25 protein-coding genes and 1 other annotated feature are annotated in these 26,582 nt (G+C 42.5%); of the genes, 5 read left to right on the top strand and 20 right to left on the bottom strand.

The annotated features are described in order from the left end of the window. Positions 1-79: 79 nt before the first annotated feature. A complete protein-coding gene (locus AC58PQ_RS21705; protein WP_497245197.1) occupies positions 80-541 on the top strand; it encodes a GNAT family N-acetyltransferase in 462 nt (153 codons plus the stop codon). 130 nt (positions 542-671) lie between these two features. Here AC58PQ_RS21705 and AC58PQ_RS21700 read toward each other — a convergent pair whose 3' ends face one another. Both AC58PQ_RS21700 and AC58PQ_RS21695 read right to left on the bottom strand, forming a co-directional pair. Beyond that, positions 672-1,553, bottom strand: a complete 882-nt coding sequence (locus AC58PQ_RS21700) for a hypothetical protein (RefSeq protein WP_497245195.1) — start codon at positions 1,551-1,553, stop codon at positions 672-674. A 40-nt stretch (positions 1,554-1,593) separates the two neighbouring features. Then, entirely contained in the window at positions 1,594-3,090 is a 1,497-nt protein-coding gene (locus tag AC58PQ_RS21695; protein WP_497245193.1) for a hypothetical protein, read from the bottom strand. A 131-nt stretch (positions 3,091-3,221) separates the two neighbouring features. Here AC58PQ_RS21695 and AC58PQ_RS21690 point away from each other — a divergent pair, with 131 nt between their 5' ends. Then, complete coding sequence (locus AC58PQ_RS21690) at positions 3,222-4,067, top strand: helix-turn-helix domain-containing protein (RefSeq protein ID WP_497245191.1); 846 nt, start codon at positions 3,222-3,224, stop codon at positions 4,065-4,067. 51 nt (positions 4,068-4,118) lie between these two features. Here the strand turns inward: AC58PQ_RS21690 and AC58PQ_RS21685 are convergent, their stop codons facing one another. The 3 genes from AC58PQ_RS21685 to AC58PQ_RS21675 form a co-directional block, all read right to left on the bottom strand. Next, the gene (locus tag AC58PQ_RS21685) at positions 4,119-6,011 is read right to left on the bottom strand and encodes a rhamnogalacturonan lyase (RefSeq protein ID WP_497245189.1); all 1,893 of its coding nucleotides are present in this window, start codon (positions 6,009-6,011) and stop codon (positions 4,119-4,121) included. 278 nt (positions 6,012-6,289) lie between these two features. Next, positions 6,290-7,273, bottom strand: a complete 984-nt coding sequence (locus AC58PQ_RS21680; protein ID WP_497245187.1) for a YutH/CotS family kinase-like spore coat protein — start codon at positions 7,271-7,273, stop codon at positions 6,290-6,292. Positions 7,274-7,441: 168 nt separating this feature from the next. Beyond that, on the bottom strand, positions 7,442-8,740 hold the full coding sequence (locus AC58PQ_RS21675; protein ID WP_497245185.1) for an NCS2 family permease: 1,299 nt from the start codon (positions 8,738-8,740) through the stop codon (positions 7,442-7,444). 237 nt (positions 8,741-8,977) lie between these two features. Here AC58PQ_RS21675 and AC58PQ_RS21670 point away from each other — a divergent pair, with 237 nt between their 5' ends. After that, positions 8,978-9,196, top strand: a complete 219-nt coding sequence (locus tag AC58PQ_RS21670) for a hypothetical protein (protein WP_497245183.1) — start codon at positions 8,978-8,980, stop codon at positions 9,194-9,196. A 7-nt stretch (positions 9,197-9,203) separates the two neighbouring features. On the opposite strand, the gene AC58PQ_RS21665 is transcribed toward AC58PQ_RS21670, so the two are convergent. The 6 genes from AC58PQ_RS21665 to AC58PQ_RS21640 all read right to left on the bottom strand — a co-directional run bounded on the left by AC58PQ_RS21665 (position 9,204) and on the right by AC58PQ_RS21640 (position 14,682). Continuing rightward, positions 9,204-9,938, bottom strand: coding sequence for an MBL fold metallo-hydrolase (locus tag AC58PQ_RS21665; RefSeq protein ID WP_497245181.1), 735 nt, complete (start codon positions 9,936-9,938; stop codon positions 9,204-9,206). 30 nt (positions 9,939-9,968) lie between these two features. Beyond that, the gene (locus AC58PQ_RS21660) at positions 9,969-10,985 is read right to left on the bottom strand and encodes a Gfo/Idh/MocA family protein (RefSeq protein ID WP_497245179.1); all 1,017 of its coding nucleotides are present in this window, start codon (positions 10,983-10,985) and stop codon (positions 9,969-9,971) included. A gap of 176 nt (positions 10,986-11,161) precedes the next feature. Then, positions 11,162-11,764 carry a class I SAM-dependent methyltransferase gene (locus AC58PQ_RS21655; protein ID WP_497245177.1) on the bottom strand — a complete coding sequence of 201 codons (603 nt, stop codon included), beginning with the start codon at positions 11,762-11,764 and terminating at the stop codon, positions 11,162-11,164. Between the two features lie 421 nt (positions 11,765-12,185). Further along, the gene (locus tag AC58PQ_RS21650) at positions 12,186-12,371 is read right to left on the bottom strand and encodes a twin-arginine translocase TatA/TatE family subunit (RefSeq protein WP_497245175.1); all 186 of its coding nucleotides are present in this window, start codon (positions 12,369-12,371) and stop codon (positions 12,186-12,188) included. Between the two features lie 32 nt (positions 12,372-12,403). After that, positions 12,404-13,612 (bottom strand): ZIP family metal transporter, encoded by a 1,209-nt coding sequence (locus AC58PQ_RS21645; RefSeq protein ID WP_497245173.1) that lies wholly within the window; start codon positions 13,610-13,612, stop codon positions 12,404-12,406. A 20-nt stretch (positions 13,613-13,632) separates the two neighbouring features. Continuing rightward, positions 13,633-14,682, bottom strand: a complete 1,050-nt coding sequence (locus AC58PQ_RS21640; protein WP_497245171.1) for a multicopper oxidase domain-containing protein — start codon at positions 14,680-14,682, stop codon at positions 13,633-13,635. A 321-nt stretch (positions 14,683-15,003) separates the two neighbouring features. Between AC58PQ_RS21640 and AC58PQ_RS21635 the strand changes: the two genes are divergently transcribed. Beyond that, positions 15,004-15,180 (top strand): hypothetical protein, encoded by a 177-nt coding sequence (locus tag AC58PQ_RS21635; RefSeq protein ID WP_497245169.1) that lies wholly within the window; start codon positions 15,004-15,006, stop codon positions 15,178-15,180. A 96-nt stretch (positions 15,181-15,276) separates the two neighbouring features. After that, a complete protein-coding gene (locus AC58PQ_RS21630; RefSeq protein WP_497245167.1) occupies positions 15,277-15,579 on the top strand; it encodes a hypothetical protein in 303 nt (100 codons plus the stop codon). 71 nt (positions 15,580-15,650) lie between these two features. Here AC58PQ_RS21630 and argS read toward each other — a convergent pair whose 3' ends face one another. The 9 genes from argS to AC58PQ_RS21585 all read right to left on the bottom strand — a co-directional run bounded on the left by argS (position 15,651) and on the right by AC58PQ_RS21585 (position 26,533). After that, positions 15,651-17,363: an arginine--tRNA ligase gene (gene argS, locus AC58PQ_RS21625; protein ID WP_497245165.1), complete on the bottom strand. Its 1,713-nt coding sequence runs from the start codon at positions 17,361-17,363 to the stop codon at positions 15,651-15,653. 53 nt (positions 17,364-17,416) lie between these two features. Next, positions 17,417-17,636 (bottom strand) — a binding site (T-box leader). Positions 17,637-17,870: 234 nt separating this feature from the next. Continuing rightward, complete coding sequence (locus AC58PQ_RS21620; RefSeq protein ID WP_497245163.1) at positions 17,871-18,323, bottom strand: VOC family protein; 453 nt, start codon at positions 18,321-18,323, stop codon at positions 17,871-17,873. A 203-nt stretch (positions 18,324-18,526) separates the two neighbouring features. After that, positions 18,527-19,078 carry a GNAT family N-acetyltransferase gene (locus AC58PQ_RS21615; protein ID WP_497245161.1) on the bottom strand — a complete coding sequence of 184 codons (552 nt, stop codon included), beginning with the start codon at positions 19,076-19,078 and terminating at the stop codon, positions 18,527-18,529. Between the two features lie 52 nt (positions 19,079-19,130). Then, positions 19,131-22,529, bottom strand: a complete 3,399-nt coding sequence (locus tag AC58PQ_RS21610; RefSeq protein WP_497245159.1) for a DUF4132 domain-containing protein — start codon at positions 22,527-22,529, stop codon at positions 19,131-19,133. A 79-nt stretch (positions 22,530-22,608) separates the two neighbouring features. Further along, on the bottom strand, positions 22,609-23,550 hold the full coding sequence (locus AC58PQ_RS21605; RefSeq protein WP_497245157.1) for a methylenetetrahydrofolate reductase: 942 nt from the start codon (positions 23,548-23,550) through the stop codon (positions 22,609-22,611). 113 nt (positions 23,551-23,663) lie between these two features. Continuing rightward, complete coding sequence (locus AC58PQ_RS21600) at positions 23,664-23,984, bottom strand: sugar phosphate isomerase/epimerase family protein (protein ID WP_497245269.1); 321 nt, start codon at positions 23,982-23,984, stop codon at positions 23,664-23,666. A 15-nt stretch (positions 23,985-23,999) separates the two neighbouring features. Continuing rightward, positions 24,000-24,314 carry a hypothetical protein gene (locus tag AC58PQ_RS21595; protein WP_497245155.1) on the bottom strand — a complete coding sequence of 105 codons (315 nt, stop codon included), beginning with the start codon at positions 24,312-24,314 and terminating at the stop codon, positions 24,000-24,002. A 323-nt stretch (positions 24,315-24,637) separates the two neighbouring features. Then, entirely contained in the window at positions 24,638-25,960 is a 1,323-nt protein-coding gene (locus AC58PQ_RS21590; protein WP_497245153.1) for an IS4 family transposase, read from the bottom strand. Positions 25,961-26,164: 204 nt separating this feature from the next. Further along, a complete protein-coding gene (locus tag AC58PQ_RS21585; protein ID WP_497245151.1) occupies positions 26,165-26,533 on the bottom strand; it encodes a VOC family protein in 369 nt (122 codons plus the stop codon). Positions 26,534-26,582 lie beyond the last annotated feature (49 nt).

Below are 26,582 nucleotides of genomic sequence, written 5' to 3'. Positions count from 1 at the left end.
TTTGTTATCAGTTTCACGTTAGTTTATATTACATATATGGTTGATAAATAAGAAATTTTGGAAAGAGGAGGAGATACTCATGATTAAAACACGACGTTACTCCACGGTGGATACGGATGACTTATGGAGAATTCATTTATTAGTCATCTCTGAAGCAAAAGTAGAACCTACTCATCAGCATTATCATGATATTTTGCATATACCTGAACAATATTTGAACGATGGCGGGGAGTTTCTCGTGGGTACAGGGCCAGATGGCAATGTATTGGCTATGGGAGGATTAAAGCTTCTCAAGGAAGGCAAAGCCGAAATTAAACGTCTTCGCGTTCACCCTAGTCACCAGAAGAAGGGATATGGTCAACAAATCCTAACCCTTTTAGAACAAAAAGCCAAAGAACTTGGCGTCCAACATCTCATTCTCGACACCCTTTCCAATCAATTAGGCGCACAAAAGCTGTTTGCGAAAAACGGTTATCAGCAAAAAGGCCCAGCAACCATTGACGGTTTCAACGTATTTCTATATGAAAAGGCACTTATTTAAGTCATTTAGACATGATAAAGAGGTTGGTCCAAAGTCATATTAAGACTAGTGGATCCAACCTCTTTTTAATTACATTCAGCGCGCGACGAGCGTTAGGCTCGGATATCGTGCTTTTAATGCGTCCCTCTTGCTAACCTGCACTAAGTACACTCCGGAGCTGCAACGGCACATCACGATCCACCTTGTACCAAGCTTCCTCTTCACCAGCTAAAATCTGGACATACTCATTAAACAGTTTCATCGTTATTTTATCGCCATAAGAATAGAAATATAGGCTCTCGACAGAATCACCCGCATTCAAAGGACGCGGAACCACAACGATCTGAGCTCTTAACAAGGCATAGATGACTCCCTGAATCCGATTTTCAGAGAAGTAAATTCCCCCATTTGAATCTGTAAGTAACATGCCGCTATCGGCCATTTTAGCGAATAGAGTTTGATCAGGTAGGTAATTCGGCTTCTTCACTAACGCATAACATAGTTGATGAAGATACGGATTAGTTTCGAAAGCATGATTAGTCAACTGATCGAATGTGAGGATACCGCGCGCAGGTACGTTAACCCCATACGTTTCATCATCTTCAAATTTCACTTGGTAACTGCAAGGAAGAATGTCGGAGTTGTAGCTGCCGCCTGAATTAAGCCCGAATAGCTCACGCCGAATGACCAATTCACCGGAAAAAGCTTGCAAGAGTCCACGATCCGTCACGGTAACAGAAGTTTCCTCATTGCCTGCTAGTGTGACTTTCAGGCTTTTAATCGGCCTTCCTGGTTGTTTAAACAGATTTAACCAAGGCTGATTCTTTACTAATTCATCCAGATGGCCAGCGTCATGTTTTAGTTCGGCAATAGTTCTGGTTAACTCATCCATTTTTTCAGTGAGTTGGCGTTGTTCATTTTCACTTATTGCATCAGGGGTTTCTTGAACAACTGGTATCACACTCTTTGATGAGTTTTGTGAAAAGTAAACGAGAAGTATCACTGCTAACACGAACAAAATAACTCTATTCATCTCATTTCACCCCTGGACAGAACCCTGTCCGTTTCTTTTCTCATAAATCATTTCGCGTAGATACATAAACCCAACGCCCATCGCTACTACTGCCAACCAAGTTATATTCGCCTTGAGGCAGTTTGGCTATCGTTTGCTCGTGATGTTCATCGACGTTATAACTATTTAAAGTAAGTGGTGAGTTGGAGCTCTTGTCAATTGCCTTGAGAAATACAAAGCTATGCGTTCCCCTCAGCCAAAAGTTTGGATACAAATTATTTGGCGTGGCGATCCGTTCACTTCCACGAAACACAGCTCCATTATAATAATACCGATATTCGCCATCATCTGTTACTAAGAAACCACTCCAAGCATTTTCTCCTTCGGGTGATTTCCACTCCTCAAACTTCCCACTGCTCCATGAGTAGCGGTATTGTTGTAAATCTAAGCTTTCCTCATTGATCATATACGTGTAGACGTACGTTCCATCATCTTTGAACTGCACCGGAATTTTAGCTGAGCTTACCTGCGTATCAGGAACTCGACCAATAAGTTTATTTGGCATGTTCACTGTTCTCTTCGTTTCTAAATTATAAATAACAAAATCCAAATCAAGTTCCTGCTTTTCTTGGCCGACAGCGAGAAGTAGATTTTTACGGTCATGACTAAATGACGCACCGTGTACGTATCCAGAAATGTGAACACTTTCCGCCGTATCCCTTGGAGGAATCACTTCCCCGCTCCTCGGTTGCTCATAGAAAAACCCCCGTTTATCAGCGACAAAATCGCCATGTCCCTTATATTGTTTCATAAGAGGTACAGGGTAGGTTGTCAATTGATCAAGTCCGATGTTGTAAATGGAGGATGATAGTGGCACTGTCTTATCGCATTCACAGTAGTCTAGAAATTGCGTTGCCAACATGTAATCGGTATTATTTAGTGGTTGCAAGTAAAAAGGTTCCTGAAACTTACTTACTTTTTCCGAACTTCCATCTGCTACGGAGATACGCCATAATTGGCTAGGCTTTTGAATTACTGTTTGAAATGTAGGTGTCTCACTAAGCACTTGACCATTGCTCGTTAAAGCTCCATTCACATCAATGGTATACCCATTAATTGGATAAACATTTTTTTCAATGCCTTTTATTGAGATGATTAGGTGTAACTCCTTTTCATTTTGCCAATTGAAGCCTAGGTCTACTTGAGGAGGTGTTTCTCCTTCAATCTTAATTGATTGACGTAATGTGTCCTCAACAGATTTGCGATTCATTCCTTCTCGAAACGCAATTGTGAATGTCTGCGGCGTGTCAGCGACAATTGTCTTGATCGGCGCCTTTAAGAATCCTCTTGGCTCTAATTTAATACTGAAAGCTTGCGACTGTGCTTCCACATATACTGGAACTTCACTCGGCTTGGATGTTGGAGACGCCGTAACCAACTCGACCGGTGCTGTGCTCTCTTCAGCTATCTTTTCCGGTAAAACCTTCACTTCCCTTTCACAACCAATTAGGAACATAACGGTCAAAATTGCGCAAATCATGCGCTTGTTCATCATCATGCAAAACCACCTCTACATCCAAAGTATTCCATTTAAATTAGACGCATGGCAGTTCGAAATTGTTGTGTACAACGAAACGATTTTGGAAAATAATTAATTGTAGATATCCGGGAATTGGAGGCGTCCAAATTATGACTAATTTCATGTCCTTTTCTGCCAAAGAAAATCTGATGACCATCCCTGGAAAGCTGATATCAGGCCATTACCGACAGTCATTTGGCTACCAAGTTAAACGCTCCAACGGTACGAAAGATTATTATCTCACCTTGACTTTAAAAGGATCTGGACTATACAACAACGGCAAAGAAACCTATGAATGCCAGCAGAGTGAGGTTACCTTAATCACACCAGGAACACCCCATTATTATGGGACTCCAGAGAATACCTTATGGGAATTTTATTGGTGTCATTTTGTACCTAAGGAAGAATGGTTACCGCTTTTACAGCTGCCAGAGGCGATTAAAGGTATAAGATTAGCTCGTTTTGATTCAGAAAAAGAGTTGTTCCGTGTAATTAACGCTTTTGCTAATTTAATTCAATATAACGGAGAAGCGGATCACTTTTCTGAAAGGTTGGCCATCAACACATTGGAAGAAATTCTCCTTCTCATTTCCAAAAGTACTATGGAAAAGCAATATCCGCTAGATTCGCGCGTAGAGCGTACGATTGAACTGATCTCACAGCATTTTAGCCAGCCTTATACGGTTGCTGAATTGGCAGCAATGGTTAATCTATCCGCTTCTAGGTTCGCCCATCTCTTTAAAAGCCAGACCGGTGAATCTGTCATGGAATTATTAAATAAAATACGACTTCGTCAAGCGAAAAAGCTCATAGAAACAACCTCTTTAAACATTGCCGAAATCGCTGAGGAAGTAGGATTTAATCATCCCTTCTATTTCTCACGTCAGTTTGCCGCTTTTTATGGGACATCTCCTGCCGTATTTAGAAAGCGCATTCAACAAATGAGGATAGAATGAGAAAAAGAAACGCCCAAGTGATTCGAACGTTTCTCTGTACCCTATCCGCTGTTATGGCGTGGTATAAATATTCGGTTGTGTAGGTGTTGCCATACCTGTTCCAAGATAGTAGCTCGTGTGCGGCGGTTGGTTGTATGCTACATTCTGCCACGCGATGTCTAAGCGGTAGAGCGGATCATGCATTAAGGTCCAAAGGCGCGTACTTGTGACATATGGAGTTGCATAGATGCGTAAAGCCGTACTGTCCGACTTCCGCCAAATGACCTCTTCTCGCCAGTCGCCTAATAGATCGGCTTGCAAGCTTGGATTCCCTTTCGTGCCGTTGATGGAATTGGTGCCTGTTGCCGTCAATAAGGCCGTTGTATTGAGCGAAGTATAGTTCCATTTATCAATCCGGCCAACGCCGTTGGTGCCATCCCAATTATGATCAAGGAGCTCACGGGAAACATCACCGTCCCACCAGATGCCGAAGTTGATGGATGAAGGAATTGTAGAGCTGATTTTGGTACCATTGATTTGGTATAATCCAACACCGTTACTTGCCCACACTTCTTCGCCGGCATATCTGGGGTCAATATCAGCAGCCATGCCTCTTCCCGTGTCAGCGCCTGTATTCACACCCCACTTGATGGCTCCTGTTCCAGCATTCCACATGGCTGCGCCATAAGTGGCACTCGTGCTCTCCATGACTTTGAATACTTCGAGCCCTGCATTGTTCGGATCCAAATCGCCAACATGAAGCGCGTCACCATGTCCTAATGCCGTGTTGTATTTCTTGGCTCCGTTATCATCGATCGTCATCGCTCCATATACGATTTCATCCTTGCCATCACCGTCGACGTCGGCGGCAGTTAAGTTGTGGTTCCCTTGACCTGCATAAGCGGAGTTACCAGAGGTGTTGCTGTCAAATGTCCATAATTTGGATAGTGCACCCCCCCGCCAATTGTATGCAACTAGAACTGTTCTTGTGTAATAGCCGCGCGCCATAACAATACTAGGCTTTTGACCATCCAGATAAGCGACTGTCGCTAAGAAACGATCTACCCGATTGCCATAGGTATCGCCCCAATCGCCGACTGTTCCACGAGGAGGATCATAGCTTGTAGAGGTCAATGCTTTTCCTGTCGCTCCTTCAAATATCGTTAAAAATTCAGGCCCAGTCAGAACTCTGCCAACACTGTTACGATAATCCGCCGTTGAGCTGCCGATGACTACGCCAGTGCCGTCCTTGGTTCCATCGGCTGTTTTCATTGCAATTTCTGCTTTGCCATCCCCATCCAAATCGTAGACCATGAATTGCGTATAGTGAGCGCCAGCCCGAATATTTTTACCCATACTGATCCGCCATAATCGCGTTCCATTCAGCTTATAGGCATCGACAAACACTTCTCCCGTATAGCCATCCTGCGAATTATCTTTGGAATTGGTAGGATCCCATTTCAAAATAATTTCATATTGACCATCGCCATCCAAATCACCAACACTTGCGTCATTAGCGTTGTATGTATAGCTCACACCGTCTGGTGTTGTGCCACCTGTTGGTTTTTGTAAGGGAACATCCAAATAGTTAGTAGCCCATGGCGTAGCTGCAGCTGACGCTGTCTGCTCAACGCCGCCAACGACAGCTTTAATCGTATAGCTTGAGCTCGTTGTACCCGTGTTATCTTGATAATTCGTGCTCGTCGTAATCGGTGAAGCATTGAGCTTAACACCATCCCGATAGATGTTGAAAGAAGTACTTGCAGCTTCCGTTCCTAGAAGTCTCCAACTGACGAGGACGCCGGTGCTTACCTTGACAGCTACTAGTCCGCGATCTAACTTCTCCATCTGCCGGGCTATCGCTGCATGTGCAGACGGTGCTTGGATACCGAAAGAAGTAATGAAGAGCGAACCCAACGTGATGATGCATGCTGTTTTCATGAGATTCTTCGTGTTTTTTAACATTTCTACAACCTCCAGGTAGTCAAAGTAGGTTCAAATATACATAGACTCGGGATGTTAACGAACTCCTGTTTCACCTCCCTATCAAATGGATCACCCTTCGATAAGAATGCGCTTTCATTCCCGTCATGTTCCTTATTATAACGTGAACATATCTGAGATTTAATGCAGACAATGGCTAACTTCCTACACAAAACTGCTACTTTTCGCGAAGCTTGACGTCCCTAAAAATGAAATAACAACAGCCCGCTCACAATGCGGATTGCTGTTCTGTAGAGGTATTACTTGGTATAAGCCTCAAGTACATATACTGTCTTATCCTGTTCTTTCTGTAACAGGTCATTGATTTGATCCCTTGTCATTCGATTGTATTTACCCCAAATCAGGTTCCTGCAGAGATTGTGCGGAAAAGCCAAATCGAGATACAGCAATTTCATTTCATGATTTGAGAGCTTGTTCTGTTTGAGATATGCGCGTATCACCTTGATAAAAACTTGATGATTCCAAGCTCTCGACTTTTTTAACATGGCGTACAGCAGCCGATTTAAGTCTCTTGAAGGAAAGTCCAATCTGACAAACTCCCAATCAATGATATAAATATCAAATGACTCATTCAGTAAAATATTTTGTGTATGAAAATCATTGTGACTTAGTACTAAATTAGGTTGTTTGTCTTTCCAAGAAAGAAAACAGGCGTTTTCTCTCATATGTTCCAACACACATTTGCCAGTCGTTATATAAAAATCTATATAGGCTAACACAGCTGTTCGCCAAGGTTCATCCGTGAAAGAACTGCTATTCTTCCATCTTTCCAAATAACGAATAGCTTCCTCGTACTCGCGCTCCCACCGAACACTACCATTACAAACAGGAACATATGATGGTTGATATCCTTTGGATATGGCATGGATATTGCCCAATATTCCGGCTAACCTAAGTGTCTGTTCTAAGCTTATCAGCGGAAATGGCACGGCACAGATCCACTGCTGTAAGACATAAAACTCACAATTAAAAGTAAAATATAGCTTATTCTCACATGTAAGGTAAATGGATGGAATCTTAATTCCATGTTTTCTAAGAAAGTCTTCTGCTTCAAGAATAAATTGCAATCTAAGCTCATCGGTATGCATATTTTTCAATATATAAATACCTTGTATTGCAGTTACTTTTACAACAAAAGATCGATATGTGTTACGCATGACTTCAATATGTTGAATAGTCAAACCGTATTGTTTCTCAACAGTCGATAGAAGTCCAATATCCATATGTACCACTTCCTAGTAGTCGTACTCTAATAAAGTAGTTCTAGATAGTTTATGCCACTTGTCCACTATGGTTTGGATGTAAGCGGATTACTCTTAGCCCGATTGAGAGAGTGTAGAAATGAGAAAAAAGCAGATCGCCGCGGCGTCTGCTTGACTAGAACTTAATTATTAATGTGTGAAAAAGACAATTTGCACAAAAAACAAGACCGCAAACAAATAGAAAATGGGATGGACATCCTTCCTTTTTCCACGAACGAATTTTAGAATCGGATACACAATGAAACCAATACCAATACCAGTTGCGATACTATATGTCAGCGGCATCAACACAACGATCAGGAAAGCCGGAAAGGCTTCTTCCAGGTCATGCCATTCGATTTTCCGCAATACATTCATCATCAGAAAGCCCACAATAATTAAAGTTGGAGCCGTTATCGCCGGGATACTCGCTAGAACCTCTATGATAGGCGAAAACAATAAGGTCAGCGCCAATAGCAGGCAAACCATAATAGCGGTAAGTCCCGTTCTTCCGCCTACTGCAACGCCAGAACTGGATTCAATATAAGCGGAGGTTGGACTCGTACCTAGGAGTGCACCGGTCGTTGTGCCAACCGCATCTGCCAGAAGAGCGCCACGCGAGCGCGGGAATTTATTATCCTTGAGTAGGCCAGCTTGCTCAGCTACACCCAGCATTGTCCCCGTTGTATCGAATAACGTGATCAATAAGAAGGTAAAGATAACCGCATATAAGCCACCCGAAAATACACCCTGTATATCGAGTTGAAATGCTGTTGCTACTAGTCCAGTTGGGGCTGCAACGTATGTATCCGGTAAAGCTAAAAGCCCGAATATCCATGCCAGAACGGCTGTGATCAACATACCGAAGAACAAATATCCGCGTACTTGATACGCCAGTAGAACAAGCGAAATAATGAGTCCAATCAAGGTAAGAGCTGTCATAGGGTCTCTCAAATTACCTAACGTGAGTAAGGTTGCTGGCGAACCGACGATGATTTTCGCATTTTGCAAACCAATGAAGGTGATAAATAGGCCGATCCCGGCTGTTATGGCATGTTTGAGACTGGCGGGTATCGCATCAAGTAACACATAACGGAAAGAAGTAAGCGACAGCACAACGAACAATAGACCAGCTATAAAAACAGCGCCTAAGGCAACCTGCCACGGCACTCCGTTCCCGCCCACCACAGTAAAGGCAAAATAAGCGTTTAACCCCATGCCAGGCGCAATCACGATTGGATAATTCGCAAAGAGCCCCATGATGAGCGTGGCTACAATACTTGCAAGCACTGTAGCCATGAAAACGCCGTGGAAATCCATCCCTGTCGTACTTAAAATCCCAGGATTCACGATGACAATATAGACCATAGTTAGAAATGTCGTCATACCAGCCATGAGTTCCGTAGAAATGGATGTTCCCCGCTCTTTTATTTTAAACAGTTGATCCATGGTCGTCCTCCTGAGAATAAGTGAGTCTTACCCATTATGACCATTTGAATAAGGAGATAAACCGAGGTGAACAAATGCGCCAATTCTTGTTAAGAACAGGAAAAAGCCGTTACCAATAGGTAACGACTAGAATTACATAGTAATGTGAGAACATGTATCGTTTAGTTCGCATGACATACATAATTGCGAATATACTCAATTAACTACTGAACCATTTATAAGGAGAGGGCGATAATCATGTTGATGACATTGACTTCTGATGGAGATCTATTTACAGCCGCGCTATCTCAAACGACAGTATCCGTGTGGCAAACAGACGCTAATGGTGTTTATTGTGAAGTCGATCGCGGAATCATTGAAGAATTCACTCGAATATCGATAAGAATGAGCACGATTACCGATGAGATTGCTTTTTATTTCCGTGATGATGGGACGGTGTTTCGCGCTGAAACGTAGAGCTGTTCTATAGTTCAATCTGCATACCAACATCCGCTAAAACTACTTTTCCGCGAAACATCGTCTCTGCTTCATCTTTCAGTAATTGAATATCTCCAAAGTGAGGTAAATGAGAGAGCAATAATGTCTTGACTCCTGCTCTTGCAGCAAGCCTTCCTGCTTCTACAGAAGTCATGTGTCCATATTGGCTCGCATTAAATTCAGCGTAAAAGGATGCTTCCGTTATAAGTAAATCTGCATCTCGTAAGTGAGGAATGAGTGACTCATCATAGCGTGTATCTGCCGTATATACGAGTACTTTATTGTCCGCTTCAATCCGAACACCCAAGCAATAAGCATCATGGTTAGTTCGGAAAAAGGATAGATGAACGTCGTCCTCCAACGAGACTTTAACAGTATCATGGAGTCCAATGCCAGATGTGCCTTTCATTACTGGCATTGACCAATCCTTTTCATTTTCTTCAGATAATAAAATTCTAAGTGGCTTATCTCTGCGTTTCAAATCCGTATCAATTAAACAGGCATATTGCAGACATCCTAAGTCTGCCATATGATCGTGATGTGGGTGCGAGAGAAAAACGGTTGTTAATTCACTAATTTCCAAATAATTCTGTAAAACAGACAAAACACCGCTTCCGCAATCGAGTAAAATCTTGTGCTTACCTACTTCTAGGAGGTAACCTGCAGTCGCTTCTCCTGCTTTAGGATAAGCACCCCATCTTCCGAGTACTCTTATTTTCATGTTGAACCTCCATTTGAATACCCAAAATGGTTAATTATATCCGATTCTTTTGCCTGATCTTGAAGATTCATAAATGTCCATGACTAGATTGAAGGCCTTAAAGCCTTCAGGGCCGTTCAGAGCGTATTTACGGTCGTTTAGAATATGGTCATAGAAATCAGCAATTTGGGTCCCATGACTGATTCCCCAATAAGATTTTGTACCCAAATTATTAACTTCCGGTGAAGTTAGCAGCCTTTGTTCGCCATCAATCACTTGATACAACGTATCTCCCGTGAGTACTAGCTTCCCTTTTTCGAAAACAAGCTCGATTTCAGGTGGTGAATTTACGCCATAAGCATTCGTAGCATAGAAGATAGCTGTTGCCCCGCTTCGATACGTGAGGTGAGCATGAACAGTGTCTTCAACTTCAATAACACCCTCAAGTGAATCATTCGACATCGTGCCTTTAATGCTTGTTACTTCTCCGCCTATCCATTGAAGCAAATCTAGGGTATGAATGGCCTGGTTAATGAGGACACCCCCACCTTCCGTCGCCCATTTCCCTTTCCATTCCGTTTCGTAATAGGCAGCAGTTCTGCTCCAAGTGACGATCCCTTTTAAACAAAGTAAGTTTCCGAGTTCGCCTGACTGGACGGCTTTTTTCATGAGCTGGGATGCAGGGTTATATCTATTTTGGAAAATGACACCAAGCTGTACATTCGGATTGGCTTCCGCAGCACGTAACATCGTTTGACCGGCTTCTTTCGTTTCAGCCATCGGCTTCTCCGTCAAAACATGCTTTCTTGCTTGGAGAGCATCAATGGCCATTGGCGCATGCTGATAATGCGCAGTACATATATGTACGACGTCAATGTCAGGATTCTTCAACATCTCGAGATAATCGGTGTAATAACTGCATGAATACGTTTCGGCTGTTTTAGCTGCCAATTCGGCGTTCGTATCGACAACAGCCACTAATTTCGCTGTCTGTATCTGTGAAATGGCGTTCAAATGTACACTGGAAATCGCTCCACAACCAATTAGTGCAATGCCAATCTGTTTCATAGGAAACCCCTTTTCTAATTAGATATGATCGTACTGCTTGATGGTTCAATCTTTATAATAGAGGTTCGCTCATACAGCACCAAATCCTTTAAGTTTTGGCATGCGGAAATTGACTACTTGTTGCTTTATCATGACTAATTCAGATCTTCATCAATTTAGATCCAAGCTCTCCGCTTTCATCGTGGTTTCAGCGCAATTTCCCACAACATCTTCTTATTCGTATATCGATCCATTTCGTATTCCTCGACATACAGGTAAGTCCACTTTTCTTTATCAAAAAATCGCTCGATCTCTTCTCGATCAAAAAACCTTCTGTAAAGCCCGTCGGTTTCCAGTATATTGCCCATCTCATTTGTAGAATTCAATCTACACAGTAGTATGCCATCTTGCTTAAGCACGCTATGGAGATCACTGATGATATTACAGGTGGTGACTTCATCGAAATAATGAATACTTAGATCAGCGATCAGTGCTTGTACAGAGTCCTTTGCAAAAGGAAGCCCATCTGTCATATCCAAACAGAGCGTTTGAACATCTGGCAGGAATGACTGCAATGTATTGATGGCCTCTTTGGAAATATCGCAAGCAATTGGGGACATCCCACGTTCAAATAAATACTGTGTATTATTACCGACACCACAGCCTAAATCAACAATAAGATCGGCATCACTATATTTCGATAAGTACTCATCCCAATATTTGTCCAACCAGTTATCGTATCTAGGTGTGAGGTCAAGTCTATGGTACATGTCATTCCAATATTGTTGTAATGATTTCATGTCGATGCTCCATTCACTATTCTTTCTTTTCTGATAGTAATCAATCATCAACGACTATTCAAGTTCAACTATTCTGACGCACAATTAGAAAAGTTTAAGTTTGCGTCCTGAATTTTGCTTTGAAAAATGCAAAAGTACATCCTTTTTTATCGAATAAACATCCCTACCAGAAATGCTTGCAGAAAGTGCAACTATTTCTGCTGACTCTGCTCATTTTGAACCTTTTAGGGCCTAAAGGTTGCACTTTCGCACTAATTCATCTGTATGTAGTCGTTTTCCCAGTAATTGAGTGCACTTTAGCATCTTTGATCATTTCCATTAGCCCTATCTAGTTCAAAAACTGAATGTATGTGCAAAACAAAGGAGCTAAGTGCGAACTCGCAACTTAGCTCCTTACCATACCAACATGACTTTTTCTAGTTCAATTACTATCCTTCTGTTTATCTTTCGTATCCTCTTCTTCTAACAATCCCTTCGTTCCTTGTCTAAACTCCTTGATCGTAGTCCCGAAAGCACGACCTAGTTGAGGCAGTTTGGTTGGCCCAAATAACAGTAACGCAACACCTACGATCACAATAAGACCTGGTAAACCAATACCTGATAGCATGTGAATCACCTACCCTTTCATTTATCGGATTCTTAAAATTTAACCATGAGAGCAGTCAGATACATGATTAGTATCCCTGCTGTAAGTCCACCGAAGTTTAACCAAGATACTGGAGATAGACCTTTCTTCTCCGATTCTCTGAGGATCATTTTCGAAATCACATAAATGACCTGTAGAATCGCACCCGCGCCAATACCGAAGAATAGCGCAGCTAACGCATCGTTAAATATGAATCCACCCGCCCACGTACCAATAATAGCAGGACCACCGGCGATCAAAGCTAACTTAACAAATGTCTTCCAGGTTGGGCGATCTTTCAGTAAAGGTGCTGCAATCCCTACGCCTTCTGTGATGTTGTGAAGGGTGAAACCAATGATAAGGAAGGTACCCAGCGCTGCCTCTCCAACTGCAAATGCAGACCCAATCGCAAGACCTTCTCCAAAATTATGAAGTCCAATACCGGTTGCGATTTTGTTAGCTACACGTTTCCCCACAAATGACTCACCGCTGAGTTTGCGCTCATTCGACTGATCTACAGCGATCAGGAAGAGACAGCTAAGCAATGCACCGAACCACACTAACCCCGTTCCTTGAAAAACGCCAGGCGCTTCAGCACCCATTTCAAAACCTTCTCCGAAGGTATCAATGACAAGGAAGAACAACAACCCTACGGTCAAGGCAAGAATGGCATGCATGCCTCTAACCGAGAATCTACGAAGGAATGGATACCACAATAGGCCTAGCCCTACAGGAATAACCCCAACATAGAAGCCAATTAACGCATATTGCCAAAATAGCTTCCCATTAGGTTCAGGTGTTGCTGCTGCGGCAGCCACTTCACCTACGAAAATCAACCCATTGGAAGTGATGAATTTCACTTCATGCGGGTCACCTTGTACCCATGGATAAGGGATATCTACCATGCCTCGTTCAAATCTTTTTAACGTATCACTAGGTGTAAATGAAGCATTCCAAAAGGCGCCATCGACTACGACTTGTGCAATGGTTACATCCTCTGGCCCTGAGTTTAACACTTTAACATGAATGCCTTCGTCATTTAACGTGATTTTCTCTACATTCAGGACTTCAATCGGAGCAGCGGGCTCATTCTCGATTCCTGTACCTACTTTGGCTATCGTCGTAATGATGGCAAGTAATAAAATTAATGGAAGTAGGCCCCAAAGAATAGCTTTCATTTTGGATGAAGATGATTTCTTGTTGGTTTGATCATTGATACTCATAACTTACGTCGCCTCCTTTCTTATTCAGCAATGAAGAATCCCATCCAGCCCAGTTCGGCGAATTCGCTTTGATGCGCATGAAACATATAACGCCCTGGTGATGGAAAAACAATTTCTAGAATGCCACGTTCGCCCTGACACTGCATAATCGTATCGGTATACGCAGGACGAGCTTCAGGGTCCGCCCCCGTTGCGTAATAATTAAAGAAGTTGGCATGCAGATGAAACGAATTAATGAAATCAAATTCCGTCAGATTGCTTAAATATATACGCACAAGCTCTCCGACTTTCACTTTAATGGGTTCTTGCTGGTAGGCAAAAGCATAGCCATTCACCGTGTAAATTTCGTTTTCCCCATCGAGGTCCAAGTCATAGCCATTCATAACCATATTGAATTCTTTGGCTGCTGCTCTTGGCTTCTTCGGGTCAATGATGAAATTGCCATAGAGACCTTTATGGATATGCCTTGCAAGCGGGGCCACATGGCAGTGATAGACATGCATGCCAGCCGGTTTAGCTTCAAATTCATACGTGAACGTGCCGCCAGGAAGAACGGATTCTAGACCATCCATATTCGTAGGATGCATACCATGGAAATGAATGGAATGCGGATGGGTTGAAGCATTGTGAAATTTCACGCGAAGGACGTCCCCTTCTGTGCAACGGATTGTGGGACCTGGAATCGTACCATTGAACGTCCACCCGGGGAATTTAATTCCCTTTGCGATCTCCACGTTAGCTTCATAAGAAGTAATCTCATATTCCCTTAGCGTTCGACCGTCAGCAAGCTTGCTGACCTTGCCATAATCAAATGTGGTTAGGGCTTTTTGCGCGGCTTTAAACCCTTCCGTCACTTCCGTGCTCGGGACATAGCCATGCTTCATCCCTTCATGTAACTGTTCTTTCATGGCATTATGAATGTCATGCTTATCATGTGAGCTCGCCAGTGAAGATTTACCGAATAACGTCGAAGGATTCAATAATGCACTGCCAATAACAGCAAAGGCCCCTGTCGTTCCTAACTTCAACAGATTACGTCTTGATAGCTTTTTATCTGATTTTTGAAACATCGCTTTGACCTCCTATAATAAATTGCTTGTTTACAATAATTTTTACCTAGGGAAACTTTTAGGTTGAAAATTAAGTTTCCGATGGGACAAAAAGTTTACCAAAGGAAACACCGTGTTTTAACTATATGCTGAAAGTGGGCGAAAGTAAACCTATTTGTTAAAAAAATCTTACTCAACGTAAAATACCTTGTATTTTCGACAAAACTAGCGCGATTCGTAACTACGTTTTGACAAATATTTTCGACATGGACATATATAATGAAGATAGGTTGTTGATGAGTTTCTTATACATTTGTGCAAACACTTGGGAGGATGATCGACATGGACGAGCAGTTTATTAAAAGATTACACACGCTTAATCGTCGCGATTCATTAAGGTCTTTGCTGCTTATCGAAGGTGTTCGACTGACTCTCAGACGTAAAAAGCAAGTGAGCTTCTTCAAAAAGCTTTTTAATCGCAAAAAGCAAACCATGACAGCTAAAGGCTGGAAATCGTGAAGTAAGTTAAGAAATCACAAGGGCTATTCTCGCTTAACGCCGCATTTTATAGTAGAATGATGTCTCAGCTACATGAAATGAATACGGGGTGTAGGCATGGCCATTAGCTTTACTAAATCAATTGTTAGTCAGTTGAAGAAAGAAATTGCTGATCTTGAAAGCAAAAGTGTGAACGAGAAGAAAAAGAAAGAAAGAGCACAAGCGAAAATTAATCAGATTGGGCGAGATATGAAATTAAGCCAGTCACACAGTGATTTGAGCAGCAAAATGTCACGAGTGAATAAGCTAAATGAAGAAATAAAGACCATTGATCGTTTGCAGAAGGATTACGCTAAAGAATTAACCATGAAGAAAGCATCGTTGAAGCAGAATCTAGCCAAAGAGCCGAAGCAAGAGTAATCGGATTCCAATCCATAAACATACACCGCCCTGTCTCGCAGGTGCGGTGTTTGTTTCAATAATTAACCACATTAAATTTCATAAGGAGTTTGTAATCCGATAAGCTTCAAGCCGTTTTGCAAAGTTATTTGTACACTTCTTACCAAAGCCAGACGTGCTTCACGTAAATGTATCTCCTCCACAAGGATGTAGCATGCGTGATAAAAACGGTTGAACGCTTGAGCGAGATCAATTAGAAAGCGTGATACAATCGAAGGCTCCAGCTTCACCATTGCCTGTTCTACGCGATCAGGAAATAAATAGAGCATTTTAACAACCGCTATAGCCTCTTTATCTTGTAAAAGTGTACCGTCTAACTCAGGTGGTTGAATACGATTACCGTGTGTTAGTTGAGCTTTTTTCAACACACTGCATGTTCTCGCATAAGTGTACTGCACGTATGGCCCCGTTTCACCATCGAAATTAAGAGCTTCTTCCCACGAAAAATGGATATCTTTGATTCGGTTTGCACTCAAATCGTTAAAAATGACAGCCCCAATCCCAACTTGCTCAGCAACTTGTTCTTTATTTGCCAATCCTGGGTTTCTTGCATCGATGACATCCTTTATTTTCTGGATCGCTTGCTCCAGCACATTTTCAAGTTTAATCACGTTGCCTTTACGCGTCGACAGACTTCCTCCTTCAATGCTCACGCGACCAAATGCCACATGTTCAAGCTTAGAAGCCCATTCGTAGCCCATTAATTCAACAACCTTAAACCATTGCTGGAAATGCAGATTCTGAGCATAATCGGTCACATAAATCAACTTATCGAAATCAAACTTATTTGCTCTATAAATGGCTGCTGTTAGATCACGCGTATGATACAAGGAGCTGCCGTCCTTCTTCAGCATTAAGGCTGGCGCCATGCCGAATGTGTCCAAACGAACTAACCAGGCACCTTCGTCTGCTTCCAATAGCTGCTTTTCTTTCAACGACTGGATGACGGGCGCCATCTTGTCATTGTAAAAGCTTTCACCTTTATACTCATCGAATTGTACGCCTAACAGCTTATAAATCTTTTGAAATTCTCTGATACTGATTTCAACGAACCACTGCCACAAGGTAAGTGCTTCTAGATCTCCCTGCTCCATTTTCGTAAACCAAGAACGAGCTTGATCCTCTAAAGAAGGATCCTTCTCAGCTTCCTCATGGAATTTCACATAGAGATGGAGTAGCTCATCGATAGCCCCATTGGTTACAGCATCCTTACTTCCCCATAGTTGGAAGGCAACAATCAGTTTCCCGAATTGCGTCCCCCAATCTCCTAAATGATTAATCCCCACACAGCTGTAGCCTAGGAAAGAATGAATGTGATATAACGCATTCCCGATAACCGTGGATCTTAGATGGCCAACATGAAAGGGTTTCGCAATGTTCGGTGAAGAAAAGTCGATAACCACCGTCCTGCCCTGCCCCAGATTACGGGATCCATATTGTTCTCCAGCTTGACTAATATGCGTAATCAGGAATTCCGCTAACTTAGCCTTCTTGATAAAAATGTTCAGGTAACCAGATACGGCTTGCATGTCGTCAATTTCGATATCTTGAAGCGCTGCTTTCAATTCATTCGCAATGACTTGCGGCGGTTTGCTAAGTGCTTTGCTCAGACGAAAACAGGGTAAAGATAGATCTCCTTTTTCCGGATCAACAGGATATTCCATCCATGCAGCAATTTCCTGTACGTCGAAACCAGTGAGTAACAATGAGATTTTTTCAGCAAAATAAAGTTTATAATTTAACATGGTATTCCTCTCCAATCCTTTATCTAGAAAATATAAAAAGCCCCCGTCTCTATGAAAGAGACGAGAGCTGAAGATTCCCGCGGTACCACTCTAAGTGTTAAACCAATGGCTTAACCCCTCTGTTTCGTAACGGTCGACAGACCGGATTTACCTACTCGATTTCGGCAAACCATTTCCTGGGTCCGTTTCATTCGCAACATCCGTACCGGCTTACACTGACCCGGCTCGCTGTGACTGTCTGTTAGGAATTACTGTCCCATTCATCAATATTTTGATATGAATTTTTGATTATCTTACAAGGGATTTAGGGGAATGTCAAGGTTTATCCTCTTAGTCATTCTTGATAGCAAACCAAACCGTCCATGCATCTTTCTCAATTAGCGGTAAACAGGTATCGTGTAATTTACTCTCAACATAAAACACTAATTCTTTTAGCTCCACATAATGGATCATTAACATAGAAATGTTTGACGCCTTCATCTGTTCGGGCATCATCTTAAACGTCACTTATTTATTACCGAGTTGTTCCGCCAAACCGATTAGAAGTCCTTCATTTCCACGAATGTAGCAGAGCCGATAGGAGTCCCCGTACTGAACCACTTCGCCAACGAGCTGAGCACCATGCTTAGTGAGTCTGGATACCATTTCGTCAATGTCTTCAACGGTGAACATGACGCGTAGATAACCGAGGGCATTTACAGGAGCAGCTCGGTGATCTGATATAGTAGGTGGGGTGAGAAATCGCGAAAGTTCAAGTCGGCTGTGGCCATCTGGGGTAACCATCATAGCAATCTCTACACACTGTGAACCCAGCCCAGTTACACGACCAGCCCATTCACCTTCGACAGTAGCTCGCCCTTCGAGCTTCAAGCCAATCTCCTCGAAGAAAGAGATTGCGTCATCAAGGGATTCTACAACGATGCCAACATTGTCCATTCTTAGTAATTTGTTTTTTGCCATAGTTTTATCTCCTTATGTGTACAAATTTATTACCGGATCATCTTCAAATATTCTATCAAGAATTACCGCTTCCTTCCAAACGCTTTTCTAAACTCCTACTATTCCCTCTTTATGCTTATATTTCAAATATCAACTACAAAGTTTAACATAGCCAATCATTTATGACTCACCCTCAGTATTTGGATTTGGTAACATTCCTTTTTTCACCCTTTAACGCGGTACGCATTCTTATGATACTTGGTAATATATTCAAATAGTCGTTTCCCGTCTTGTTGTTCGATCGTACCAATGCTAAAATACATAGCCCGATAGGTTTCGGGGACCCAAATGTAGGTATGCACGTAATCGGTCAAAAGAAATCCTGCTTTTTCCCAGAATCGAATTCGCTCCGCATTATCCGCGGTAGGTTCAGCCTCTACCTCAATGACGATGCCCTGGCATCCTAATTCGTTTTCTGCCCAAATTCGGATGTCACACATACATGCCAATCCCACACCATGGCCACGATGAGCTTGGCGAACCGCAATATAGTCGATGATAAGAACTCGTGCCTGCTTATTCAATGCAGTAATAGCCATCGCAACCACATCTTCACCTTGGCTCCATGTGTGCAGCATGCATACGCCTCTTTCGAACATGCTGCGGATGAGTGCGCGATTTTTTCTTCCATGCTCAGGAAAAGCTTCGTTGTATACTTGCTCTGCTTTAAGCCACTGGGCTTCATCCCACAAAGTCGTTATTTCATAAACCATCATCATCATACTCTCCGAGAGCAAAATTCACCGCATTTTCAGCAAAAAGCGTAGATTACCAGGCACTTTTCTGCAATTTCCAATCTTCCTCAAACCCCACTCGAGCCGACAGCGCTTGATCCACTTCATACAGAATTTCGCTAAAATAGTGACTATGTAAATCTGTTGGCACAACGAGATCTTCTTCCTGGATGTTACTATAAATGTAACTGCCTCTCTTCACTTTACCAGCTTGGTAGAAGGTAAGGTCATAGATCGTGACGGTTTCATCCTCAAAACCAACCGATGTTCCGCTAAAGATTAAGCTCACCCCAACCCCATCTTGCTCATTTTTTTTATAAAATTCATAGTACCCTCCCCCGTCCACGATGGAACCGCGCTGCCAACCAGCCTTTGTTAACTTCCCTAGTAAAGAAAATCCATTTACTTGTATGCCACCGAAGCGGTCAACACGAGTGATATCATTGGTCTCTGGAAGAAAAACCTTACGATCCAGCTGTTGGATGGGTTGATCGATATCTTGATTCCTCAACTGCTCTCGCCATAATTCAATGTTAGCGTGAGACAACTCAAGGGGGTGTATAAGTCGAATAGAACTGTTTTCTTCTAAACTAAATACACCCTCATCCGCACGGGAATAAATTCCATCCTCTTGATAACGGAAGACTTCCAGCAGCTCTTTCTCTTGCGTGAATGTCCCCCAAATTAAACCACGAGCGAAGATATGTAAGATCGAATTATGGATAAATAACTCTTCCCAAGCTTGCTTGGTCCAATACCGCTGCGTAGACAAGGCTTGTTCAAGACGTATCGCGACGGAATCCTTGATTAGCTTCAGTTCCTTTTTCAACTGTTTAAATTCATCGGTTGCCGATTTGATTAGTGCAATATCCTCCTGTTTACCTGGCGTAGGCAAAGATTTGTAAGATTTACCTCCTGCGTCCTCAATTCGGATGTCCAATGTTTTCGTAAGTTTGAGTATCAGCTCTCGCTCTCCATATTGGAGTAATCTGAGACCGGATGAATTGAAGCCAAGAGTAGAGATGATTCGATCGGCAAGTTCCTCCGGGAACAAACCAAGGTCCTTAGATGCTTTAGCCAATACATCCTGGGCTGTTTTCTTTAATTGTTTAAACTTGCTCTTTCTTGCCAATTGATCTACAACAAGCAAACCAGCGTTTTTCTTCGAAAGCACCAATGCCCTTACAGCATCCGTAGCAAGAGCTAATCTTGATTCTAAAGGCCACTTCTGGATACAGGAGTGAAGTTGATTAGTAATTCGCTCATCGCCGAACATCGAGGCAAAGGCCATTATCCATTTCTTTTGAACATCCGCACCCGAATCTAACCAATTCTGCATAAGAAACCAAGCGACATCAGCCAAACCTTCTGTTTCGAGATGCTCGGCAACGGATTGTGCTTCCCAATTCATAGCAATTTCATTCTGAATGGCATAAGTGTACAACAGATATTGGCTAATTGCAGGCTCCGTGATTTGTTGATTAGCCTTTAGTCTTAGAAGCGGTAAATCGCCGAATGAAATCCAAGCTAGTGATTGAAGCTTGGCATTCATTAGTTTGGCTTTACAATACGATGAGATATCATCTTTGCTTATCGGTACTTGATGCGTGATCTCTGGTTTTTCTTTTAACGTATTTAGAATAAGCAATTTGATTTTTTCATTTTTCTCTGAGTCCAGCAATTGCCCTAGATCTTTGTGAGAAGATTCATCATTCCAGTAGCATAAGAGCTGCACGGTTGACTCTCTCATAGCCGGCTTTTTATGGGTAAGATACGGCTTCACATAGGGCAATGCTTCTGGATGTCCTCGAAGCAACGCGATACAACTATCCCTTACCACTTTGTTATCATCCTTCAGATAAGTGGAAACAAGCGACATGTACTGCTCCTGATTGGTATGGAAAAGCTCTTCGAGAATAAACTTCTTCGTATATTTATTATCCTCAGAAGCCTGCAGGAGGGCTATCAACTCTTCCCCTTGAGTCTGCATATATGTTTTCAAAAACTGGTAACCAGTCTGATTGAAAACCTCATCATCCGTCTGGTACTTCGCATATGATTTGGTAACAATCATCGAAAGCAATACGCGAATATCACCTCCTGCGTTGGAGATTCGTTCGGCAAGCTCACTAACCGTGAATCCTTTGTCGGACAGCCAACTGCCCATGATCCATAAGGTTTCCTTGTCGGCATAGGCCAAGAAACATAGTCCCCTGTCAAACATCTCTGAATGGGTACGTAGATCCTTCATATCTAACAATCTACGATAATTTGACCCTGTTGAAGTCTCATTTAGATGGAGCAAGTATTGTTTAACGTCTGTAAATGGGATCTCTCCACGGAAGTAGGCATGCAATTGAGGATCGTTAGGCATTAAGCTCTCCATATAGCTCGCGAATTCCTGAAGAACCGCTGCCAAGTATGGCTTCCCCTCTTCCTTCTCCCATACAATGCGGCATAAATGCAGGGTTTTCAACCCCCGTGACATTGCAATTGCTTTCCTGAAGCTCTCTGGTCGAATAGCGAATTCATCTCTTAATACATCATCGTAAGACCCGTCTCGGCTTCCAAGTCCCGGCCCAGCCAGATTGATTACATAGTGCTCCCGCGGTGCTCCATACTCTTCCAATAGGGATGGGATCTTGCGTAATTCTTTTTCACGATCATGATAAAAAGCCATTCTGCAATTAAAAACGAAGTCCATCGGGTCTTCACTTATAAGCTTTGTCAGAAATTCAGATGCTACGCGGCTGAACTTCTTTGCAGTGACAGCCAAATAGACGCAGTTTCTCTGCACGTCCCTTTTGTCTTTGACCATATTCTCATTTGTAACAACATGCTGAAATTGCTCTTCAAACCATTCAAGCGCCTCTCGATCTTCACCATTATGCTTGATTAATAAAGCAGCGATATATGGCTGTAAAGCACTATCTAGGTCTGGGTAAATCTCGTGCAGCAGATCTGGCTTTCGTTGCGCCAAGAGTTCTACAAATTCCAAGGCGTACGACTCCGGATTTCCACGGTAATCGAAAAATTTGCACTTGGCTAACATCCATACCCAAACCAATGTGTAGGGTACATCATAGTTGCTTACAAGCCGTAAACATCCCCTTCGCCATAAGGCATCCTCCATATTAAAATCGATACTAGATTCCAGAAAGCTGTCCCTTCCTGCGTGTATGAGAATCGATAGATACCTCCCAATCATAACCGGGTCCACATTCTTCTTCCTAAACATGGCAAACAAAGCCCATGATTTTCGGCGCTGCTCCCGCTGCAGCGATTTGAAGTCTACAAGGGGTAATCTTTCCTTTAGATCAGCTTCTAAGAGGTTCCCTTCTAAGTAGGCTAAACAGCTTTGTATTTCGCTATCAGAGAATCCTGCGGTTTGCCAAACATCTGTCGTTTCGTTTAGATACATGTATATAGTCAAAGTGACTCCCCTTTTATCAGCTAAAATAAAGCGAAGGAGCAACTGCTGAGGCAGATTTGCTCCTTCGTATAGACAACAATTAAAAAACAAAAGTTGACCGCATTTTCTTCTCCATCATGGCTTTAATCTCATGCACCAATTGAATCGAAGCTTCGATTTCAACTTTTCGCGTGGAGACACTCTCCACACTGCACCCGATAGGAATCCCTTTTTCTAGGCCGAATTCGAAAATTTCTTCGAAAATTTGTTGCGATACCGCTACGGATTTGTCTAAAACATCATGCGAGAATTTCAAATCGTTTTCCAACCATTTCGGTATGCTGATCCCTAGCCATTTCATAAATTCTAGGGTCTTGGTAGATCCACAAGGTGCAATATTCATTAATATCGGCACCATGTCTAATTTATTTTCTTTACAATGATAATAATAATCCGATAAGAAATTCTTCGACGCTTCAACATTATAAGTTGCTTGAGAAATGAAAAAACGACTTCCACTCGCTATTTTGCTAATCATTCTAAGATGCTCATCATCTTTTTTCATGTGTCTTTCTGGGATGACGACTGCACCTAAAGTAAGATTATCATTTAGCTTTTTACTTAACTCATAAGCTTCTGGAAGCCCCATACTTACTTCTTGCTTACTGGACGACGCACCGACAAACACGGAAAAGCGATCTTTATCAAGATCAGATTGAATCCATTCAGACAATTGCTCCTCTGTATATTTACCAACACAGCGATAAATAATTTTCGGGATATTTAACGTGGTTAAATACTCCTCACTGTATGTAGTTGGATCAACCGTTTGCAAATAAGGAAAAGGCCGATCTTGATCTATGCGATCACTTTCCTCCTGCACATCATAGAGAATTAAGCCATCTATTTGAAGCTTCTGAAGCCGCTCACATTGTTTTTGTGAAATCTCAATCATTTTGTCAAGCGATTGTGTTTCCTTAGGCGGTGTCATACCGTAGGTGATGATACCTGGTTCTCTTCTAAGTATTTTGTCTTTTAACATCAGCTTCACAACCTTATCTTCCTAATTCCCGAAAAATATAATTCACAGTAAACTACTCGGTATTTAATATTTCGACCCCAATTAGCTAATTCCTTTTCAAATCGATACCGTTACTATTGGAATTTTTTTCTCATAAAAGTTAAACTTACCGCAAACTGCTTCTCCGGATCATGAACGGTACACTCCGCAGAAATCATACCTTTATAGTCTGACGCTTTCAATGCAGATACAAATTGATCATAGGGATACTGTCCTCTCCCCGGCGACAACCATCCGGTATCGGCAAGATGGATATGTTGAAGCCAATCTTTATTTTCGCTAAATGTAGATAGCTGTTCCTGCTCTTCTTTCATATGATAGAAATCTGCCAAAACACGAATCGTAGGATGATTGACCTGTTTGGCAAACTGGACAGCCTCCGAAACGGTGTTAATGATGTTGGATTCCTTTTAATTCAATGGCTCTATGGCCAACGAAACACCAGTACCTTGAAACTCTTCACCGATCAGGGCTAGTAGCTGGAGAAGTTGCTGCTCTGCGCGATTTCGTTTCCAACCATCCGGAATATGGCGTGCTTTCCCACTGCCTAGAACAGCCGCTCGGGCTCGGATCTTATTTAAAGCGTTTGCAGCTTTGTGGACATAACGTCTGTGTCGTTCCTCATCGGCTTCTGTACCAACCACTTTCAAGTCTCCCGGAAAAAATATACTGAACGCCTGCACGGGGAGCGGACAGTTCATGTACAAGGGAAGCTTGGCGCCCAAATCCGCCTCATCCTCTAAATTTAATGATACAAGCGCGCATTCTATATAGTCGAAGCCCAGTCGTTGAAGTCTTTCAGCCTCTTTATAACAAAATATCCCATCGATTTATATCGAGAATTTATCCACTTCCACGAAAAGAAGAGCTGCCAATAGGCCAATGTCATTTAGTTTACACTCAAAAACTAGGATGAGAATAGAATTGTAATCTGAAACGGCATGGGATAAGCCCTGTGCCGTTTGTTTTTTTTGGCAAGCAAGAACAAACGCGCACAGCAAACAAAGCGGATGGAATATCCGCTTAAAAAATGTTCAAATGAGCCGAATTATGCTACTCTGTAGACGAAGCTAACAGCTGATTTATATCGGATTTTGCGCGTATTCTGCTGTCCTGGGCGGATGGGTCGAATTGGCAAAATGTTTTTGCGAATCAGTGCTTCAACATCGGGTGGGGGTTCATCGCCCCTTGAGCGTAGGAGATGTCTACAAACATGAACGGCAACCGTGAAATTAACTTGATAGTGGTGCCGTTTATCCATTTGGGAAATGACGACGTGAGAGGTCATCATTTCAACAAAATTGTACATGATCAATCTTGCGAAAATCTCTTGGGTGATGGACTCTTGTTTCTTTGCGTGAAAACTCGTTAACCCGACGGTGTATTTCAACGCTCTGAAAGAGGTTTCAATGCCCCAGCGCATGTTATAAATGGACTTGAGCTCCTCGGGTGGGAAATCATCAGCAGAAAGATTCGTAATAACGGTTTCATAAGCTCCACTCGGCAGGGTGAGACGAACAACCCGAAAGGAAATCGGGTGAAAAAAGTTCTCATGCAAATCTAAAAAATCAAAGGTAGAAGAGGAAGGGACGTACTTGTAAATCTCAGGATGAGCCTTGATCTCTTTTGTTTGTTTTTTGGTGAGTGTCAGATGAATGTTTCGATCAAATTCTCCGCCAGAGGGCAAACACAAGCCCGAAAGAATACCACTCGAATCCAAATCCTTTACCCGTATGACATAGTTCCATCCTTTGCGTTCAATGTGCGCGAAATTATTGTAACTTTCATAACCTCGATCGGCAATAACAATGGTTTTGCCTTTGATGGGGGAACGGTCGACCATAGCAGCCAGAGCCCTTCCCTCGTTACGCAACCTTCGTGGCTGAACATTGGCATCTAAGTACAGTCTGTTGCAGAGGTCATAGGCTGCGTTCAAATGCAGAAGGTTATAGCCTTTCGTGTTGGGTTGGCTTTGACAGTAGGTGTCTCTATCCGCAGGGGCCGTTGCGATATGCAAATCCGAACCGTCAATGGCAATTAATCGATACCCTCGGTAGTTCTTGATATCCGTATGCGATTGCGTAAATTTGTGAAACAAGCATTCCACAGCAGACGGCAGGATTTTATTTCTCTGCTGGACAAAAGCAGAAGTGGTTGCGGTATTTACGTCATAGCCTTGTGATTCCAAGATCTCCTTGTATATGCTGTTGCCACCCATGGAGATTAGGAGTTGCATGACCGTTTCAAAGGGAAGCTTTTTCTTTCGTGTAAAATCTTTTTCAGGATTTTTGACATAAGGTGCTGGTGTGGCTGACATTTCTCGTATAAAGGATGTCAGTGTTTGTTTTAGCGAATTTGCGTACTCATTCATTGGCGTAACCTCCTCGTTTTTCAAGGGGCTTCGCCACACATTTATACGTACTTGTCAAGTCTTACTTCTCTTTTTCGTGCAAAAAAAAGAGCGGGCTATCTTTTCGATAACCTGCTCTTTTTCTTGATATTTGGACCCGCGCCTTAACTTAATGACATTGGCCAATAGGCAACCCATCTTTTCCTCTAGCAAACATGTATATGTTTATTGTGCATTCAAATCCGCTTGTGAAATGCCCACAATCGTTCCACTCGGATCCGTAAAATAAGCAAGGTAGCCCATTCCTGGCATACTCATTTTCGGAACGACAATGGTTCCTCCATTCCCAGTAACAGATGCTAAAAAATCATCGATCGAAGTCACTTCAATGGAATTAATGGTCCGAGTCGTACCATCAGGAGATTTCATTAATCCCCCATTAATCCCTGGTTCTTCGCTGCTTCCTGTCTTAATAAACCAATAGTCTTGAGGTCCTGGAAACTTGGTGAATTCCCAATTAAAAGTTCGTGTATAGAATTCAATGAGTTGATCTGGTTCAGCTGCTTGCATTTCAAATCGCAATATCCTGCCCATAGCATCTCCTCCTTTTCTCTCATTATATCGAACGAACATTCGCATTGCA

This window comes from Paenibacillus sp. J22P143 (assembly GCF_059692035.1).
This window is presented reverse-complemented; position numbering and strand designations above follow the sequence as displayed.

Excerpts from the sequence above, each read along its gene's own strand:
- AC58PQ_RS21705 (WP_497245197.1), top strand. The coding sequence starts at position 80 with ATGATTAAAACACGACGTTACTCCACGGTGGATACGGATGACTTATGG.
- AC58PQ_RS21700 (WP_497245195.1), bottom strand. The coding sequence starts at position 1,553 with ATGAATAGAGTTATTTTGTTCGTGTTAGCAGTGATACTTCTCGTTTAC.
- AC58PQ_RS21695 (WP_497245193.1), bottom strand. The coding sequence starts at position 3,090 with ATGATGATGAACAAGCGCATGATTTGCGCAATTTTGACCGTTATGTTC.
- AC58PQ_RS21690 (WP_497245191.1), top strand. The coding sequence starts at position 3,222 with ATGACTAATTTCATGTCCTTTTCTGCCAAAGAAAATCTGATGACCATC.
- AC58PQ_RS21685 (WP_497245189.1), bottom strand. The coding sequence starts at position 6,011 with ATGTTAAAAAACACGAAGAATCTCATGAAAACAGCATGCATCATCACG.
- AC58PQ_RS21680 (WP_497245187.1), bottom strand. The coding sequence starts at position 7,273 with ATGGATATTGGACTTCTATCGACTGTTGAGAAACAATACGGTTTGACT.
- AC58PQ_RS21675 (WP_497245185.1), bottom strand. The coding sequence starts at position 8,740 with ATGGATCAACTGTTTAAAATAAAAGAGCGGGGAACATCCATTTCTACG.
- AC58PQ_RS21670 (WP_497245183.1), top strand. The coding sequence starts at position 8,978 with ATGTTGATGACATTGACTTCTGATGGAGATCTATTTACAGCCGCGCTA.
- AC58PQ_RS21665 (WP_497245181.1), bottom strand. The coding sequence starts at position 9,938 with ATGAAAATAAGAGTACTCGGAAGATGGGGTGCTTATCCTAAAGCAGGA.
- AC58PQ_RS21660 (WP_497245179.1), bottom strand. The coding sequence starts at position 10,985 with ATGAAACAGATTGGCATTGCACTAATTGGTTGTGGAGCGATTTCCAGT.
- AC58PQ_RS21655 (WP_497245177.1), bottom strand. The coding sequence starts at position 11,764 with ATGAAATCATTACAACAATATTGGAATGACATGTACCATAGACTTGAC.
- AC58PQ_RS21650 (WP_497245175.1), bottom strand. The coding sequence starts at position 12,371 with ATGCTATCAGGTATTGGTTTACCAGGTCTTATTGTGATCGTAGGTGTT.
- AC58PQ_RS21645 (WP_497245173.1), bottom strand. The coding sequence starts at position 13,612 with ATGAGTATCAATGATCAAACCAACAAGAAATCATCTTCATCCAAAATG.
- AC58PQ_RS21640 (WP_497245171.1), bottom strand. The coding sequence starts at position 14,682 with ATGTTTCAAAAATCAGATAAAAAGCTATCAAGACGTAATCTGTTGAAG.
- AC58PQ_RS21635 (WP_497245169.1), top strand. The coding sequence starts at position 15,004 with ATGGACGAGCAGTTTATTAAAAGATTACACACGCTTAATCGTCGCGAT.
- AC58PQ_RS21630 (WP_497245167.1), top strand. The coding sequence starts at position 15,277 with ATGGCCATTAGCTTTACTAAATCAATTGTTAGTCAGTTGAAGAAAGAA.
- argS (WP_497245165.1), bottom strand. The coding sequence starts at position 17,363 with ATGTTAAATTATAAACTTTATTTTGCTGAAAAAATCTCATTGTTACTC.
- AC58PQ_RS21620 (WP_497245163.1), bottom strand. The coding sequence starts at position 18,323 with ATGGCAAAAAACAAATTACTAAGAATGGACAATGTTGGCATCGTTGTA.
- AC58PQ_RS21615 (WP_497245161.1), bottom strand. The coding sequence starts at position 19,078 with ATGATGGTTTATGAAATAACGACTTTGTGGGATGAAGCCCAGTGGCTT.
- AC58PQ_RS21605 (WP_497245157.1), bottom strand. The coding sequence starts at position 23,550 with ATGTTAAAAGACAAAATACTTAGAAGAGAACCAGGTATCATCACCTAC.
- AC58PQ_RS21590 (WP_497245153.1), bottom strand. The coding sequence starts at position 25,960 with ATGAATGAGTACGCAAATTCGCTAAAACAAACACTGACATCCTTTATA.
- AC58PQ_RS21585 (WP_497245151.1), bottom strand. The coding sequence starts at position 26,533 with ATGGGCAGGATATTGCGATTTGAAATGCAAGCAGCTGAACCAGATCAA.